Here is a 15,873-nt window from a genome sequence, read left to right on the forward strand (position 1 = left end):
TCCTTTTTTGGAGATTCTTCGTTGCGCTATGAATAAGGTGACTAAAACAAAAAAGCCTTCCGGTTAGGGAAGGCTCTTTATCAATTTCTTATTTATCAATAACATCCCTCCCTATTGCGGCTCGACCACAATGGTAATAATGGTTTGGATGTTAATAATTGCTTTCATTGCCTCAAAAGTGTTTGGTTAAATTTTGCAATGCAAGACTTATTTGAAAAAATATTTCGTATTCCCTGCAACAACGAAGATCAAAAAGACATATTTACACCTATGCTCCATTCAAGGAACCACACTGTATAAAGCACTAACTTACAGATACTTATACCTACTCTACTCGATACAAAAACAGCTTATCGGTTACTATTGGAGTGAGCTTGAAACCCCGCTCCATAATTTGTTCTTGAAGTTGCTCCAAGGAGTCAAAGTCATTGTATGCGGCATCCAAATACGGTGGATTATAGAGTAAGAAGTCGCCAGCTTTTGGTGTTACTCCTTTCAACTCAGAGATGTAAAAATACTCATCGTTTGTCTCTTCAAAATTGTAGAAGTATGGATATCCGTAGCTTATGGAGCCATCTGTAAATACCCTTTGCGCAGCTCCATTCTCTACGAATTGTGCTTTCATTAAAGCACTCAGTTGGTGGAAATTCTGGCGACCAGACACTGAGATTTTGTAGGCAGGAATTGCCAAAAAAGGCAGCAATATCACCCATGCAAATTGGGGCTTGAAATACTTTTTAAACAGCGAATTTTCAGACCAGTAGTTAGCCGCTGCCATTAACAACATTGGGATTATAAATGTGATGTGGCGCGTTTCCACCGGCATTGGGCTGTAGTATTTCCAGTTGGTGCTAATAAACCACCAAGAAATAAGGCTAACTAAAGCAGCAATAGACCAAAGTTTTTTCGAGTCTTTCAACCGCCAGTCTGACTTTCTTAGCTTAAAAAAAGCTGGAATAGCCAAGAGTAATGGAATGAAGAACCCCCCTCTTAAAAAGCCGAGAAATGGCAAATAAGTCAGCCGCTTAATTAGCGTTGTTTGAGACTTATCGAAAAAGGTTTTTGTGGTCGCTTCATGGTTAGCCGAAATATTCTGAAACCTGTAGAAGAAGTCACCTTTTTCTTCCACATAATAAAGCCCATTCAACACAAAGAAAAACACGACCAAAATGGCTGATAAGCGCCAAAAAGCGATGTTTTTGTATTGAAAGAAGTAATCATTCACAAACAAAAACAGAAACAATGGCCCAACAATAAACACAGATGTTTTGGTGAGAAAAGCCCCAAACAAACTGGCAGATAATAACAGTGCCATTAAGCGGATATCTGCCTCTCTTCTATTGACCAAATCGTAGCACAAAAGCGCCACAAAAACCATTAAGGCAATCGGAATTTCTGGGAACAAATGTGTGACAAAAGTGATGGTGTGATAATCGCAAACCAGCCAAATTCCGGCTAAAATTGCTACCCATGGATTGTAGGTATAACCATACCAGAATATGAGGTTCAGCAACAATAAGCCACAAATGAGCGGATAAATGGTTACAGTAAATTGATTGAGGCCAAACCATTTAATTCCCCAAGCCACTGGGTATAAAAGCCCTATCCTGCTGGTAAAATGATTCGTGGTTATTTCAAATACTTCAGAATTTATATCGACAGCAAACTTGAGATAGCTAAAGTCATCCCAAAACAAAAAACCGTCATTTGCGAAGTACCAAACCACTAGCATTAAAGCATTTAGGCCAATCCACCACCACTTATAGCTTTTGTAAAAAGGTTGGTTTGCAGTAATCATTGCAGCGAATATAGTTGTTTAGCCGGCTTCATTGCCTAATTTCGTAAAGATCATGCTGCTATTCTATCAACCAGAACTAACAAACGGAGTTAAACACCTCGATGCGGACGAATCGCGACATGCGGTTAAAGTATTAAGACTCAAAGAAGGAAGCCATATTCATGTAACCGATGGGCATGGCAATTTATACGAAGCCAGAATAACGGATGAAAACCATAGAAAGTGTGGGTTTGAACTCCTTCAAAACCATCCGGAACAAGCGTTTCGTACCTACCGCCACTTGGTAATTGCCCCTACCAAAAACATGGATAGAATGGAATGGCTGGTAGAAAAAGCTACGGAAATTGGAGTCGACCGTATTTCGCTGATCAAGTGTAGTAACTCTGAACGCACAGTGGTAAAAACTGATCGGCTCATCAAAAAGGCGGTCAGCGCCATGAAGCAATCGTTAAAAGCTACGCTGCCGCAGGTTGACGAGATAGTGAGTTTTAAGAATTACCTGCAGAATGAGACCGCACAGCAGAAATTTATAGCCTATGTAGATTTTGAGAACCCAGTGGAACTTCAAACTGTAATTCACCCGGGTGAGGAAAATGTAGTGCTGATTGGCCCTGAAGGCGACTTTTCGCCCGAAGAACTGCAAATGGCATTGGACAGTGGCTTCAGAAAAGTATCACTGGGAACCAGCAGGTTACGAACAGAAACAGCTGGGTTAGCCGCTGTACATTTGCTCAATTTATTTGGCAAATAGCTAATTCCTGCTTTTTTTACATTACTATGAAACTGCTTATAACACTCACACTGGTTTTATTCACCAATTTGCTCCTTGCACAAAAGACAGAACTCTCATTTACCAACAGTTTTGAGGTGAACGAAGAAGTCTACAAAGACATTAAAGGCACCCCCTATTTATTCGATGATTGGAAGCCTGGAAAGATCTATTCCTTTTTAGACACATTGGTGGTGCCGTACCAAATCAACTATAACGGTTTTACGAAGGCTTTTGAGATTAAGAATGGCGATAGGTTTATTAACCTTGACGACAGCTATTACAAAGAGCTGGATTTAGACAATGCTCAAAACCCTGATTATCCGTACCATTTTTCTAAGTTTGGACCAAAATCGCTTGGAGGCCGCTGGGTACAGGTAATTCATGAAGGGCCTGACTTTAGTATTTACCTTACGTTTGAGGCCGCCATTAACGAAAGTCAAATTCAGGATGTGGGTAAAACCCTGAACGTAAAAAGCTTTACCGACCGCACACAATACTACATTTATACAGAGGGAAAGGTCGAATTCTTAAAAATGAAGAAGAAAGAACTCCGCGATTACTTCGGCAAAAAACTTGTCGATGGAATTATAAAAGAGAACAAGTTAGACCTTGACGAATACGTTGACCAGGTAAAACTATTCGCCCTTATTGAGCAAAACTAACCTATGGCTTTAAATTACATTTGGATTGGCTTTTTCCTAATCGCCTTTCTTGTTGCCCTTATCAAACTGATATTTTTTGGGGATGTGGAAGTTTTTCCGGCTATGATGAACGCCACCTTTGATATGGCCAAAACCGGTTTCGAAATTTCTTTAGGACTTACTGGAGCACTCACCCTATGGATGGGCATAATGCGTATTGGAGAAAAAGGAGGCGTTGTGGATATTATTTCTCGTGGTATCAGTCCGCTTTTCACTAAAATATTCCCAGAGATCCCCAAAAACCACCCAGTTTTCGGCCCCATGCTAATGAATTTCTCTATGAATTTTTTAGGATTGGATAATGCCGCAACCCCTCTAGGTTTAAAAACAATGGAAGGGCTTCAGGAACTGAACACCGATAAAAAAACTGCGTCCAATTCACAGATTATGTTTTTGGTGTTAAACACATCAGGCCTAACCTTAATTCCCGTTTCAATTATGGCCTACCGCGCCTCTAATGGTGCAGCAAATCCTGCGGATATCTTCATTCCAATTCTGCTGGCCACCTACTTTTCTACCCTAGCAGGGCTTATTACTGTATCATTATTTCAAAGAATTAATCTACTGAACAAAGTAGTTTTAGCCTATTTGGGCACTTTAACTGCGCTCATTGTAGCCGCACTTTTCTACTTTCAGTCAATCCCACAAGAGCAGGTGACTGTTATTTCAAATGTGAGCAGCGCTGCCATTTTACTAGGAATAATTGTTTCGTTCATTTTGCTAGCTGTACGGAACAAAGTGAATGTTTACGACTCATTTATTAGCGGAGCAAAAGATGGTTTTAATGTAGCCATTAAAATCATTCCATATTTGGTGGCCATACTGGTGGCTATAGGCGTTTTTAGAGCATCAGGAACACTAGATTACATAATGGAGGGCATGAAAGCCTTTTTCGGTCTACTTGGTGTTAATGCCGCGTTTGTAGATGCACTCCCTGTAGCGTTTATGAAACCACTTTCTGGTTCTGGTGCAAGAGCAGCCATGCTGGAGATATTCGCAAACCCCGAATTTGGTGTAGATTCTTTTGCTGGCCGCGTAGCCTCTGTATTACAAGGCTCCACCGAAACAACCTTTTATGTGTTGGCTGTATATTTTGGGGCAGTAAAAATCAAAAACACACGATATGCCGCTACCGCTGGTCTTATTGCCGACCTTGCCGGTATAATTGCGGCAATTCTTATTTCATATTTATTCTTCTACCCTTAAAATGCGGTAGCTTTATCATCACGAAATTAACTCTAACGATAACCATGAAAAACAGACTATTACTCACCCTAGCGCTACTTTGTGCAGTTACACTGACCAAAGCGCAAGATTTTCCGGCACTTGACGCCAGCCCACTAGATGTAGCCTATTTTCCTGACGGATTGCCGCTTTTTGAATTAAGAAAAAAGCCTGCTGCTGAACCAAAAATCAAATTATACTACAGCCGTCCGCAGCTTAAAGGCCGCAAAATGATTGGCGACAAAGCAGCTCCATTCGGTAAAGTGTGGAGACTTGGTGCCAACGAAGCCGCAGAAATCACTTTTTACGAAGAAGTAACTTTCGGCAGCGAGCGTATTCAACCAGGTACTTATGCCCTATTTGCTATTCCTGGCGAAAAATCTTGGACATTTATTCTAAGCAATAAAACCGACACTTGGGGTAACTATACTACCGATGAAAGCGCTTTTATAGCACGCGCAACTACCGATAACGTATCTAAACCAGCAGAGCCAATCGAGGCTTTGTCTATTATGTTCAAAGGAGCCGACAATGACGCTGTAATGGTAGTTGGCTGGGAAAACACAGTGGTAGAATTGCCTATTAAGTTTTAAGCAAACGAAAGTCATAAAGCTATAAACGTCCCTCAAAAATATAATCTGAGGGACGTTTTAGTTTAAGCACCTCTTACTTCCGCTTATCCTCTAAAAAACCACCCACAAAAAATGCTGTTGGCATTACAGCTCCCTTCCTCTAATTTCAATTTTCAAACCAAGACGAATATGAAAAGATCTCTTCTCGTTGCCCTTGGCTTATTGTTAATGGCGCCCGCATGGGCTCAACACAAGGCCAATTTCAAAGCGGCAGAAAAATTCAAAGCATCTAATATTCAAAAGATGCTAAAAAGCACACGCGTTAGACCGAACTGGTTTAAAGACAGCGACAAATTTTGGTATAGCTACACCACCACTGAAGGAAAAAAATACTATGTGGTAGACCCAGCCAAAAAGTCGAAGCAATTGCTTTTCGACAACAAAAACTTTGCAGCTCAACTGAGCGAACTCACTGCCAAGCCTTGGAATTTTAACGACCTTGACTTGAAAGGATTCGAGCTGGAAGATGACAACAAAACATTCACCTTTATGGTAGATAGTATTGATTATCACTTCGACCTAAACTCGAAGATGATTACCAAAGGTGACTCTACGGAAAAAGCTGATAAAAGAAACAACTGGGCTACTTACTCGCCTGATAGCACTTGGATTTCATTTGCTAAAAACCACAACCTTTACATTATGAAGGCAGACGATGCCGACTCTACTGAAATTCAGCTGAGTGAAGATGGAGAAAGATGGTTTAGCTACGCATGGGACCAAGACGACACCACTTCTGACAAACGTTCTAGAGCACGCGCCAGATGGTTTGAAGATGAAAGCAAGCTTTACGTAAACCGTTCTGACAGCAGAAAAGTAAAAGACTTCTTTGTAATTGACGATTTGAAAGACCGTCCGGAAGTTGAAATCTACAAGTATGCCATGCCGGGCGATAAAGATGTTCCGCAAGAATACCTTTCCATTTTTGACGTAGAAAGCAAGGAGGAAATCAAGGTAGATATTGACAAATACATTGATCAAACAGTTAGCATCTATTTCCAAGGAGACAAATCGGAGCGTTTGTACATGACGCGTATGAACAGAACCAGCGACACCTTAGACGTGAGCTATATTAACACGGCCAATGGTGCTATTACCGAGCTTTTTGAGGAAGCCAACTACCCTTACTTTAACTGGTCTTACCAGCAACTTTCTATCTTAAATGAAGGTGAAGAACTAATCTGGTGGTCGGAAAGAAACGGCTGGGGGCAGCTTTACCTTTACGATGGCAACACTGGTGCGCTTAAAAACAAAATCACCAACGGTGGCTACTTTGTTACAGGAAGAGTTCAGCAAATTGACACGGTAGGCCGTAAGGTTTACTTTGAGGCAAGAGGTCGCGAAGAAAACGTGGATCCTTACTACGCATTGATGTACAAAGCCAATTTTGATGGTTCTGGATTTAGATCAATCAGCACTGAGCCAGCCAACCATTTTATGAGCATGGCTGAGTCTGCCAACTACTATGTAGACAACTATTCGGCTGTAGACATGGTGCCTCGTTCAGTATTGAAAGACAACAACGGAAACGTAGTGTTAGACCTAGAAACGGCTGACCTAACCTTGCTAAACCAAGCCGGTTGGAAAATGCCTGAGCGTTTTAAGGTGAAGGCAGATGATGGCATTACAGATCTTTATGGCGTAATGTACAAGCCTTTCGATTTCGATTCAACGCGAAAGTATCCAGTAATTTCTTATGTGTACCCAGGCCCACAAACCGAGTCTTTTGTGAACGACTTTACGATTACGGGTCGTTACAACACAGCCTTAGCTCAGCTTGGTTTTATAGTAGTAAGTATGGGACACAGAGGCGGTAGCCCAATGCGCGACAAGTACTACCACACTTATGGTTACGAAAACCTAAGAGACTACGCTTTGGCAGATGACAAGCGCTCTTTGGAACAACTAGCCGAGCGCCACAGCTTTATCGACCTGGATAATGTTGGTATTTTTGGCCACTCTGGTGGTGGATTTATGTCGACTGCGGCACTCCTTACCTACCCTAATTTTTACGATGCTGCTGCATCTTCTGCCGGTAACCACGACAACAACGTGTACAACAAATGGTGGAGTGAAACGCACAATGGTGTAAAGCGTGTAGAGAAAAAGAAGAAGGATAAGGATGGTAATGAAACCACTGAGATCACTTGGGATGCTAAGATCAAAACCAACCCTTCGTTAGCTAAGAACCTAAAAGGACACTTATTGATTACTCACGGAACACGCGATAACAACGTAAACCCTGCTAACAGTATCCGCTTGGCAAACGAGCTAATGAAAGCAGGTAAGCGTTTCGATTATATGCCTATCCCTGGTTCTCGCCACGGTTATGGCAGCAAACGCGACTACTACGAGCAAATGATGTGGTATTTCTTCGCGGAGCACTTGCTAGGCGACTACCGCAACAATGTGGACATGGATTTGCCTGATGGTAATGAATAAGGCTACAAAAGCATAACTCACTAGAAAGCCACTCCAAAATTGGAGTGGCTTTTTTATTGCCATTCATATTTATGGGCATTTTTAAATAAACGGTAATAGCCCTGTCATCTATCACAACTATCTTCCATTTTCAACCGAAACACCCAGACTTATGCTTTTAAAAGACAACACACAAAGAGCCAAACAGGCGCAAACCATTTTTTATGTTGTTATTGGTACCCTTATTCTTAGCGTCCTTTCCAGCGCTTATCAATACAACCTAATATCTAGAATAGAAATCGGTGATTATAATGAAACGGAAGTAACCCTATCCGATACGCTAGACACAGTTATAACACTTTTTGGTATTGTGGTCAGGATTATCACAGTTGTACTTTTCTTAAACTGGCTTAGGCGTGCATACGGTAACCTTTCCAGAGCAGGGTTGAAACATGTTGACGATGAAAGAAAGGCAGTTTGGGCTTGGTTCATCCCGTTTATGAACTTTGTAACCCCTTACAAAATTGTAAAAGAAATTTACACGGAAACAAAACGCCTGATCACTCCTAAAGGAGAACGCTATAAACTCGATCCTTCGACCAGCATTCTCGTTTTTTGGTGGGCAACTTTAATCATTAGTGGAGTGGTTGGAAACATTGCAACACGACTTCTAAATGGCAATACAATCAAAGACATAAAATCTGGAATACTATTTTATGGTATTAGCGACATTATAGAAATTATTCCAGCCATACTGTGTATCCTAATCATTAAAAGAATTAGCGCAGATGAACAAACACTACTTCGCATGGAGGAAGCAATGTTGGTTAAAAAGCAACAAGATTCTAACAACGAAAACCTCGTTTCTGAATAGCATTCGCTAAATTCAAAGTCAAAACTAAAGCACTATGAGCAAGCCAAAAATTCTTCATTTCTCTGTTTCGTTAAATGTTAAAGACATTGAAGCCAGTAAGGCCTTTTACGAAAAACTAGGTTTTGAGCCTTATGAAGGCGCAGGTAGCGTTGAAGAAAAGTGGCTGATTATGGTTTATGGTGATGCTAAAATCGGGCTTTTTCAGGACATGTTTCCACTGAACACCATTACCCTAAACCCTGACGATGCCAGAACAATGATGAAAACCGCTAAGGAAAATGGTTTGGAAACCACCTCAGAAATGGGAATGGACGAAGCATCGGGGCCAGCCGCGTTCAGCTTGGTAGACCCAGATGGAAATCCGGTACTAATCGATCAGCATTTTTAAATGATCTTTCTTCCGCCTGACCTTCTCTATTGACGACCTAAGGCCAGGTAGTGAATTGTGAAGCATTAACTGACTTAGATGACCTAACAGCTAAAAGGTCATCAATATCCTATTTCAACATTCGGCTATACATTCAATTTCCACCAATGCATTGAGCGGCAGCCCTGCTACGGCTACTGTAGTTCTGGCAGGCGTATGGCCTTCTAGCGAATCACCATAAACTAAGTTCATGGCTTCAAAATTCGCCATATCACTAAGGTACACGTTGCATTTTACTATGTTTTTAACACCCAGCCCCTCTGCTGCCAAAACAGCTTTTAAGTTGTTCATTACCTGAAGCGTTTGCCTCTCAACAGTGCTTGCTTCCACCTTATTTGTTACCGGATTAATACCCGTTTGTCCAGAGCAGAAAAGTAGGTTACCCGTCTTGATAGCCGAAGCATAAGGCCCCAAGGCTTTAGGTGCTGTATTTGTAATTATCTTTTTCATTGAGCTTATTTTAGCAGGAATTTCTGTAAAAGTTAAGTCAATTTTTAAACTAAAAGAGGTTACAAAGCAACCTTTCCTGCCCTGTAACCTCTTCAATACTTTTGTGCTGCACGTCCAGCACCTGTTGAAATGCTAAAACTACTTCACGTTTACCGTGATGGTTTTACTCCAAGCCTCACCATATGACTGGTGCAAGCCATTGGCAAACTGTAGTGTCAAAGTATGCTCACCTGGTGTTAACTCAAGTGTAGTTTCCGTTTGTCCTTTTCCAAAATGGATGTGCGTTTTATCCGCAGGCACAACTTCGCCAGTTTTCACCCAGTTATCGTCAATAATAATGTGGTGGTGCCCTTTGCCCTTAGTAACTTCTCCGGCAGGCTCTATTTCCATTCCAGAAACACCCATTTTAACCAAAACAGAAGTACCTACTTCCTGACCGTCTTTTAGGTTTTCGAAGAATACCCCTTCTTTTTGTCCACAAGAAGAAACTACAGCGATTATTGCTAGAACGAATAGTGATTTTACGATTGATTTCATTAGAAATGTCTTTGTTTAAAGTTTATGCGAATTTAGGAAGCTAACAAGGAAAACAAAGCCAGAGTTTACGAATACGCACATTTTAGTGCCAATGGAAACCAATTGCAACAAAAGTGACATTGTATTTGTAATAAAATCGGCTTATTTGAGCATTGAAAAGCGGCATGGCAGAAAAAAAGAAAAAACGGATAAGTAAAAGAGATTGGATTGAGTTGAGCGTAATCGTGGCAATTTTCGCTACCATTTACATCACTGGTTCGCAGGCAGAAGTATTCGGCAGGGTGCAACAAGTGGTGCTTAAAACTGGGGTAATGAATGCCACTGCACTGAATGAAGACGCATATTTCAATGCCGATTATGACTTTTTACTTGTTAATGAAAAAGGTGAAACCGTAGATGCCCGTAGCTTGAAAGGCAAAACAATATTTATGAATATTTGGGCTACATGGTGCCCTCCTTGCGTTGCAGAAATGCCGAGCATCAATAAGTTATATGCTAACTTTAAGGACAATGACAATGTGGTTTTTCTCATGATCTCGCACGATAGAGAGTTTGAAACCGCGAAAAAATGGGTAGCACAAAAGGAATTCGACTTCCCAATCTTTCAGCTAAAAACCCGCTTGCCAGATATTTATGAAACGGGCGTAGTGCCCTCCACTTTTGTGATTTCTCCGGCTGGCGAAATAGTGGCCAGTAAAACAGGAATGGCCAACTATAACTCGCGCAGGTTCCGAAAATTTATGGAGAAACTTTCCGCAGGGGAAGAGTACTAAGGGCTATAGCAGCAACTTTGACAAACTTGCAGCAAAATCCATCTGTACAAACCCCATAACCCTGCACAATGACGGAAAGAAAAGTTTGTCAAAGCTTTCTTTGCAAGTACCATGAAGCCATAGCCTCACTTTTAACCATTAAAGCTTACTTAAACTCCCCTGCCTTGTATCTGGCAAAGTACGATTTTGAAGCGGTTATCACCTTTGGAGCTAGAATAAGAGCAGAAACCATGGTAGGAATTGCCATTAGTGCAAAGCCACTGTCAATTAGATTCACCACAAAGCCAAGCGAAGTGGTTGCTCCCAAAATAATAGTACCAATGTAGATGTAGTTGTACAGATTACCGCGCTTAGCACCAAACATAAACGACATACATTTTACGCCATAATATGAGTAAGAAAGCAAAGACGAAACAGCAAAAACCAGGATACATAAACCAAGTAAATAAACGCCTGCACCACCTGGAATAGCCTCGTTAAACGCCTCTAGCGTAAGACTAACCCCCAATAAACCAGTGTCTTCTACTCCCAAATATTGCTCATGCACACCCGTGCTCAAAATTACCATTGCCGTAAGTGTACACACTACTAGTGTGTCTATAGCCGGACCCAGCATGGCCACAAGACCTTCGCGTACAGGCTCATCCGTTTTAGAATCTCCATGCACCATTGGCGCTGTTCCAAGACCTGCTTCGTTAGAAAAAGCAGCCCTCTTGGCACCAATAATAATTACAGCACCAACACCTCCGCCAAGCACTGCACTACCCGAAAATGCTTCCTCGAAAATTGACACGAAAACAGCCGGCATGCCTCCGATATTTTGGATAATGATGTACAACACCAACACAAAATACAGCACCACCATAGCAGGTACCATTTTGGCAGCAACCTTACCGATTCTTTGAATACCACCGAAAATCACCGTTGAAACCAACACCATAAGGATGATTCCTATAATAAAAGAAGCCTTTGAAACTTGGTTGCCCAATAGGCTGAAAGAAGCCTCAGCATCGTAGCCTGTTGCTGGTGCCAAAACTGTATTCAAAGCGGCTGTTAATTGGTTTGCCTGGAAAATAGGCAGCGCCCCTACCAAAGCAAAAACACAGAAGAAAACAGCCATGGGCTTCCACTTCTTACCAAGTCCTTCAGTAATCACATACATTGGTCCGCCCAGCAGTTTGCCTTCAGAGTCGCGGCCGCGGTACATTTGCGCCAATGTACAAGTAAAGAACTTAGTCGCTATACCAAACAAGGCCGAAACCCACATCCAAAAAATAGCACCTGGTCCACCCATGGTAATAGCCACCGCCACACCAGAAATGTTACCCATTCCTACAGTTGAAGCAAGCGCAGTAGAGAGCGCTTCAAAATGGCTAATTTCACCCTCCTTGTCTTCATCGTGGTATTTGCCACGCAGCACATCTATGGCGTGCTTGAAGTACAAAAAAGGCGTAAAACGTGAGTAAACTAAGAAAAACAGACCTCCGCCCATCACAAGGATAAGCAACGGAAATCCCCAAATCCAGCCAGAGAAACTGGCTACTGCATCTTCTATAAATTTCAAATCTTCTGGTTTAGCGAACTGCCAATAATAGGGCATAGAACGCAAGGCTACAAGTGCTTACGCCCATTTGTATAAAAAGTCCTCATAAAAGGTAGGATTTTGAAATTTAGGTGACTGAAAGGAGTTTGGAAAACTGATTTTTGTAATCAATATTAGTCTCCCTAATTAGACGCCCATTGAAAATCAAAACACTCACTAGATCATTAACTCTCACTAATGTTTCAAAAAAAGATTACATCGAAGGGTTACACCAGTATTTATCAAAAGCACCTTCTAAATGTAGCCCTGGTAACCCCGAGTATGTCGATGGGAAAGTAAATATACAAGGCCACACTTTCATTCTTTACTCTTTCCCAACATGGAAAAGAACTTATCTTGGTTGCACTTGCTATGGCAGGTTGGTTACTGACAATAATGGCGGTAAAAACATTTTATTGGACTTCAAATCAAGTATAATTGGAGCAATTTTCACCGCCCTATTCTTTGCCGTCCCAGTCTAGCTATTTTGGGAAGTAGAAGGTGGATCAATCGTGATTATAGCATCTGTTTCACTATTCATTCTATCAATTTTTGGAGAGATAAGGTTCATCAAAAAGATGAGCAAAAGACACATAGCTTTCTTGAAATTGTTCGATAGTAAAAACAATATGCCGAAGTGGAAGTAACACTACACTCACTGACACATTTCGAAAAACTTACTGGTCTGACCAGTATTAGCCTCTCCTAACTCTAGTCTGTCTCGCTCTGACTTATTTCAACTTGTTGAGAAAACAAAAAGCCCAAGTTACAAGCACTTGGACTAAGAATAGCCTCACCCTCTTATCCCTCTCCTCGGAGAGGGACGACACTTTTTCCAAGTACTTATCCATATAACAATTCCTGCTCTGCGCTTGGTGTCATCTTCCCCTTTGGGGAAGACGGGAGATGGGGCATAAACAGTCCAAGTGCGATGTTTAAACTAGATACAAAAAAACAAAGAATTCACCTTTTAAGTGTGCTGCATTGAACAAACAGATTCTTTCGGCCGACTATTTCTCTAAGGAGAAATTTTCTCCCTCAGAAAGACGGATTTATTCGGCTCAACCTGATCTAAGTTCCTTACTAATACCTTAGTAATCTCTTATAAAACCAGCCTAAAATCGGCTTTCGAGTCAGTTATTTACTGTTTATGCGTGCATCAACCGAGTATTTTCCTGGACCAGAGATAAGCACCGCTGCAAACCCAATAATGAATAAGAAGAGCTTTTCTTGAGTAGAAAAGCCATCGGAACCATGTACCATAAAGCAAGCAACCAATAGCGTAAAGATTACTGGAATGCTCGCCCAACGAGTGTACAAACCTATGAGAATTAAGAATGCACCTAGTACTTCTGCGCCAGTAGCCAGTGCCAAAGAAATCTCTGGGCCTAGACCAATGGGATCTAAAAACCTAATGGGCTCACCGCTAAACAAGCGCTTTACCTTCCCTAGCCCATGACCGTAAAAAAGACAAAATGAAAACACTACCCTGATGAGCAGTGCTGCAATACTGGCGTTTGTAGAAAGTGGTTCGTAGTGTTTAATAGGCGATTTCATCTGTAAAGGTTTAAAAGGTTAAGTAAACATGCAGAAGTTAGCCAAAACCATCTTCACCCTTAAAATTAATCGGTCAACTACCACCCTTTCCCTCCGAACTACCAATACAATCACTTGAAAAGTTTGAGCCGATACACTTCGAAATCAATAATTTTATTTACTTTGTATTTCAAAGTACTTTTAAATAGTTTAACATGAAAGCAAAAACTTCTAGTATCATCAGCGCCTTGTTTGGGCTATTAATCATTACAGTGGGCATAATGAACATTGCTCGTGGAAACGATGCCGGATTTGGCGCATTTTTACTCTTAGTCTCCTTGCTCTATTTCTCACCCGTGACCAACGCGGTAGAAAAGAAAGTTGGGTTTAAAATCCATTGGATATTCAAGCTAATTGTAGCGGTACTGTTTATTTGGGTAAACTTAGCAGTAGGTGCTATTGCCGAAGGCTACTACCCTGAGCTATTAAACGCTAGCCCGAATTAAACTGGAAGTGGTTTAGCGAATGAAAAAGTGCAAGTGTGACTTCCATCAACCAGGATGAGGTACTTGAACTAGATAAGTATGACCTACCTCGTCATTCTGAGTCCCGAGCATTCGGCACGAAAGAATCTGCACATTAAGCGCACTACATACAATAGACAGATTCTTTCAGTCGACTGTTTCTCTCCGGAGAAATTCTCCCTCAGAAAGACGTTTATGTGTTAAACCTTCTCAAGCTCAAACTGCTTTCCCACGGCTTGGGCGACCCTCCTTCCCTCAGCAATGGCCCATACTACTAAGCTTTGGCCTCTGCGGCAGTCGCCTGCAGCAAAAACTGGCTTATCATTCTGATTAGTTCGGCTTGCTTTAAACCCTGTGGTTTTCACATTTCCTCGTGGATCCAATTCCAATCCAAACTGAGCAGAAAGACTCTTTTCATGGTGTATAAAACCAATGGCCAACAGCGCCAATTCACAAGGAACTACCTCTTCTGTACCAACTATTTCTTCAAACTGAAACTTGGCCTTATCCGTCCATTTGATCTTTACCGTTTCTACTCCAGTCAGCTTTCCTTTTTCACCAACAAAACGCTTGGTTAGTACCGCCCAATCACGATCTACACCTTCTTCGTGAGAAGTTGAAGTGGTCAGTGTCATTGGCCATTCTGGCCACGGATTTGTCTCCAACCTTGCATGTGGTGGCTTATCCAAAAGTTCTATCTGTGTTACCTTAACGGCTCCTTGTCTGTTAGATGTTCCCACACAATCAGCACCAGTATCTCCTCCACCAATTACAAGCACCTGCTTACCCACTGCATTGTATTTTGGCAAATGCTCAGTTACCTCACCAGCAATCAGCTGATTCTGGTGCTTTAAAAAGTCCATGGCAAAATGAACGCCAGCCAAATCTCTTCCTTCAATATCCAAATCGCGCGGCACTGTAGAGCCCGTACAAAGCACCACCACATCGAATTGTGCTTTTAATGCTGTAGCTTCAATATCCTTCCCAATTTCTATACCTGTGCGGAATTCAATTCCACCAGCTTTCATCAGGTCTACCCTTCTTTGCACCACTTGTTTGTCAAGCTTAAAATCAGGAATTCCGTAGCGCAGCAAACCACCCGCTTCTTGATCTCTTTCAAAAACAGTTACCTGGAAGCCTTGCTTGTGCAGCTCTTCAGCCGTAGCTAAACCTGCTGGCCCCGAACCAATTACAGCTACTTTTTCCGGTCGCTGCTTCGTTGTTGCGGTTGGCGTTTCCCAACCTTCCAAAAAGGCCGTTTCGGCAATCTGCTTTTCTATATGCTCAATATTCACGGCTTGGTTATTCAAGCCAAGTACGCAGCTTGCCTCGCATGGCGCAGGACAAATTCTACCAGTAAACTCTGGAAAATTATTGGTTTGCTTAAGCACCGACCACGCTTCTTTCCATTCACCACGATAAACGGCATCGTTAAAATCAGGTATTTTATTCCCTAGTGGGCAACCTTCGTGACAGAACGGAATACCACAGTCCATACAGCGAGCCGCCTGTTCTTTATACTCCTCTTGCGCCCAAGGCTTTGAGAATTCTTCAAAATGATGCACGCGCTCCTGTGGAGATTCGTACGCTTTCTTCGCTCTTCCGTGTTTCAAAAATCCTTT

The 15,873-nt window shown here is 41.8% G+C and carries 15 protein-coding genes; 9 read left to right on the plus strand and 6 right to left on the minus strand.

The window, feature by feature from the left end:
* Positions 1-325: 325 nt before the first annotated feature.
* On the minus strand, positions 326-1,798 hold the full coding sequence (locus BMW98_RS12670) for a hypothetical protein (protein WP_090258948.1): 1,473 nt from the start codon (positions 1,796-1,798) through the stop codon (positions 326-328).
* A 31-nt stretch (positions 1,799-1,829) separates the two neighbouring features.
* On the opposite strand from BMW98_RS12670, the gene BMW98_RS12675 reads away from it, so the two are divergent.
* The 7 genes from BMW98_RS12675 to BMW98_RS12705 all read left to right on the plus strand — a co-directional run bounded on the left by BMW98_RS12675 (position 1,830) and on the right by BMW98_RS12705 (position 8,810).
* Positions 1,830-2,549: a 16S rRNA (uracil(1498)-N(3))-methyltransferase gene (locus BMW98_RS12675; protein WP_245733585.1), complete on the plus strand. Its 720-nt coding sequence runs from the start codon at positions 1,830-1,832 to the stop codon at positions 2,547-2,549.
* A gap of 26 nt (positions 2,550-2,575) precedes the next feature.
* Positions 2,576-3,232 carry a hypothetical protein gene (locus BMW98_RS12680; RefSeq protein ID WP_090258950.1) on the plus strand — a complete coding sequence of 219 codons (657 nt, stop codon included), beginning with the start codon at positions 2,576-2,578 and terminating at the stop codon, positions 3,230-3,232.
* 3 nt (positions 3,233-3,235) lie between these two features.
* Complete coding sequence (locus tag BMW98_RS12685; protein ID WP_090258951.1) at positions 3,236-4,477, plus strand: nucleoside recognition domain-containing protein; 1,242 nt, start codon at positions 3,236-3,238, stop codon at positions 4,475-4,477.
* 44 nt (positions 4,478-4,521) lie between these two features.
* The gene (locus tag BMW98_RS12690) at positions 4,522-5,088 is read left to right on the plus strand and encodes a DUF2911 domain-containing protein (protein WP_090258952.1); all 567 of its coding nucleotides are present in this window, start codon (positions 4,522-4,524) and stop codon (positions 5,086-5,088) included.
* A gap of 168 nt (positions 5,089-5,256) precedes the next feature.
* Positions 5,257-7,569: a S9 family peptidase gene (locus BMW98_RS12695; RefSeq protein WP_090258953.1), complete on the plus strand. Its 2,313-nt coding sequence runs from the start codon at positions 5,257-5,259 to the stop codon at positions 7,567-7,569.
* Between the two features lie 151 nt (positions 7,570-7,720).
* The gene (locus BMW98_RS12700; protein ID WP_090258954.1) at positions 7,721-8,422 is read left to right on the plus strand and encodes a DUF4328 domain-containing protein; all 702 of its coding nucleotides are present in this window, start codon (positions 7,721-7,723) and stop codon (positions 8,420-8,422) included.
* Positions 8,423-8,456: 34 nt separating this feature from the next.
* Positions 8,457-8,810 (plus strand): VOC family protein, encoded by a 354-nt coding sequence (locus BMW98_RS12705; RefSeq protein WP_090258955.1) that lies wholly within the window; start codon positions 8,457-8,459, stop codon positions 8,808-8,810.
* Positions 8,811-8,924: 114 nt separating this feature from the next.
* Here the strand turns inward: BMW98_RS12705 and BMW98_RS12710 are convergent, their stop codons facing one another.
* Both BMW98_RS12710 and BMW98_RS12715 read right to left on the minus strand, forming a co-directional pair.
* A complete protein-coding gene (locus tag BMW98_RS12710) occupies positions 8,925-9,299 on the minus strand; it encodes a RidA family protein (RefSeq protein WP_090259461.1) in 375 nt (124 codons plus the stop codon).
* A gap of 138 nt (positions 9,300-9,437) precedes the next feature.
* Positions 9,438-9,836 (minus strand): DUF4399 domain-containing protein, encoded by a 399-nt coding sequence (locus BMW98_RS12715; RefSeq protein ID WP_090258956.1) that lies wholly within the window; start codon positions 9,834-9,836, stop codon positions 9,438-9,440.
* Positions 9,837-10,000: 164 nt separating this feature from the next.
* On the opposite strand from BMW98_RS12715, the gene BMW98_RS12720 reads away from it, so the two are divergent.
* A complete protein-coding gene (locus tag BMW98_RS12720; protein WP_090258957.1) occupies positions 10,001-10,609 on the plus strand; it encodes a TlpA family protein disulfide reductase in 609 nt (202 codons plus the stop codon).
* Positions 10,610-10,754: 145 nt separating this feature from the next.
* Here the strand turns inward: BMW98_RS12720 and BMW98_RS12725 are convergent, their stop codons facing one another.
* Both BMW98_RS12725 and BMW98_RS12730 read right to left on the minus strand, forming a co-directional pair.
* The gene (locus tag BMW98_RS12725) at positions 10,755-12,173 is read right to left on the minus strand and encodes an alanine/glycine:cation symporter family protein (RefSeq protein WP_245733586.1); all 1,419 of its coding nucleotides are present in this window, start codon (positions 12,171-12,173) and stop codon (positions 10,755-10,757) included.
* A gap of 1,155 nt (positions 12,174-13,328) precedes the next feature.
* Positions 13,329-13,748 carry a DoxX family protein gene (locus BMW98_RS12730; protein WP_090258959.1) on the minus strand — a complete coding sequence of 140 codons (420 nt, stop codon included), beginning with the start codon at positions 13,746-13,748 and terminating at the stop codon, positions 13,329-13,331.
* Between the two features lie 194 nt (positions 13,749-13,942).
* On the opposite strand from BMW98_RS12730, the gene BMW98_RS12735 reads away from it, so the two are divergent.
* A complete protein-coding gene (locus BMW98_RS12735) occupies positions 13,943-14,233 on the plus strand; it encodes a hypothetical protein (RefSeq protein ID WP_090258960.1) in 291 nt (96 codons plus the stop codon).
* 218 nt (positions 14,234-14,451) lie between these two features.
* Here the strand turns inward: BMW98_RS12735 and BMW98_RS12740 are convergent, their stop codons facing one another.
* Entirely contained in the window at positions 14,452-15,864 is a 1,413-nt protein-coding gene (locus BMW98_RS12740; RefSeq protein WP_245733587.1) for a glutamate synthase subunit beta, read from the minus strand.
* Positions 15,865-15,873: the final 9 nt, after the last annotated feature.

This window comes from Roseivirga pacifica (genome assembly GCF_900111145.1).
Classification (GTDB): domain Bacteria; phylum Bacteroidota; class Bacteroidia; order Cytophagales; family Cyclobacteriaceae; genus Roseivirga; species Roseivirga pacifica.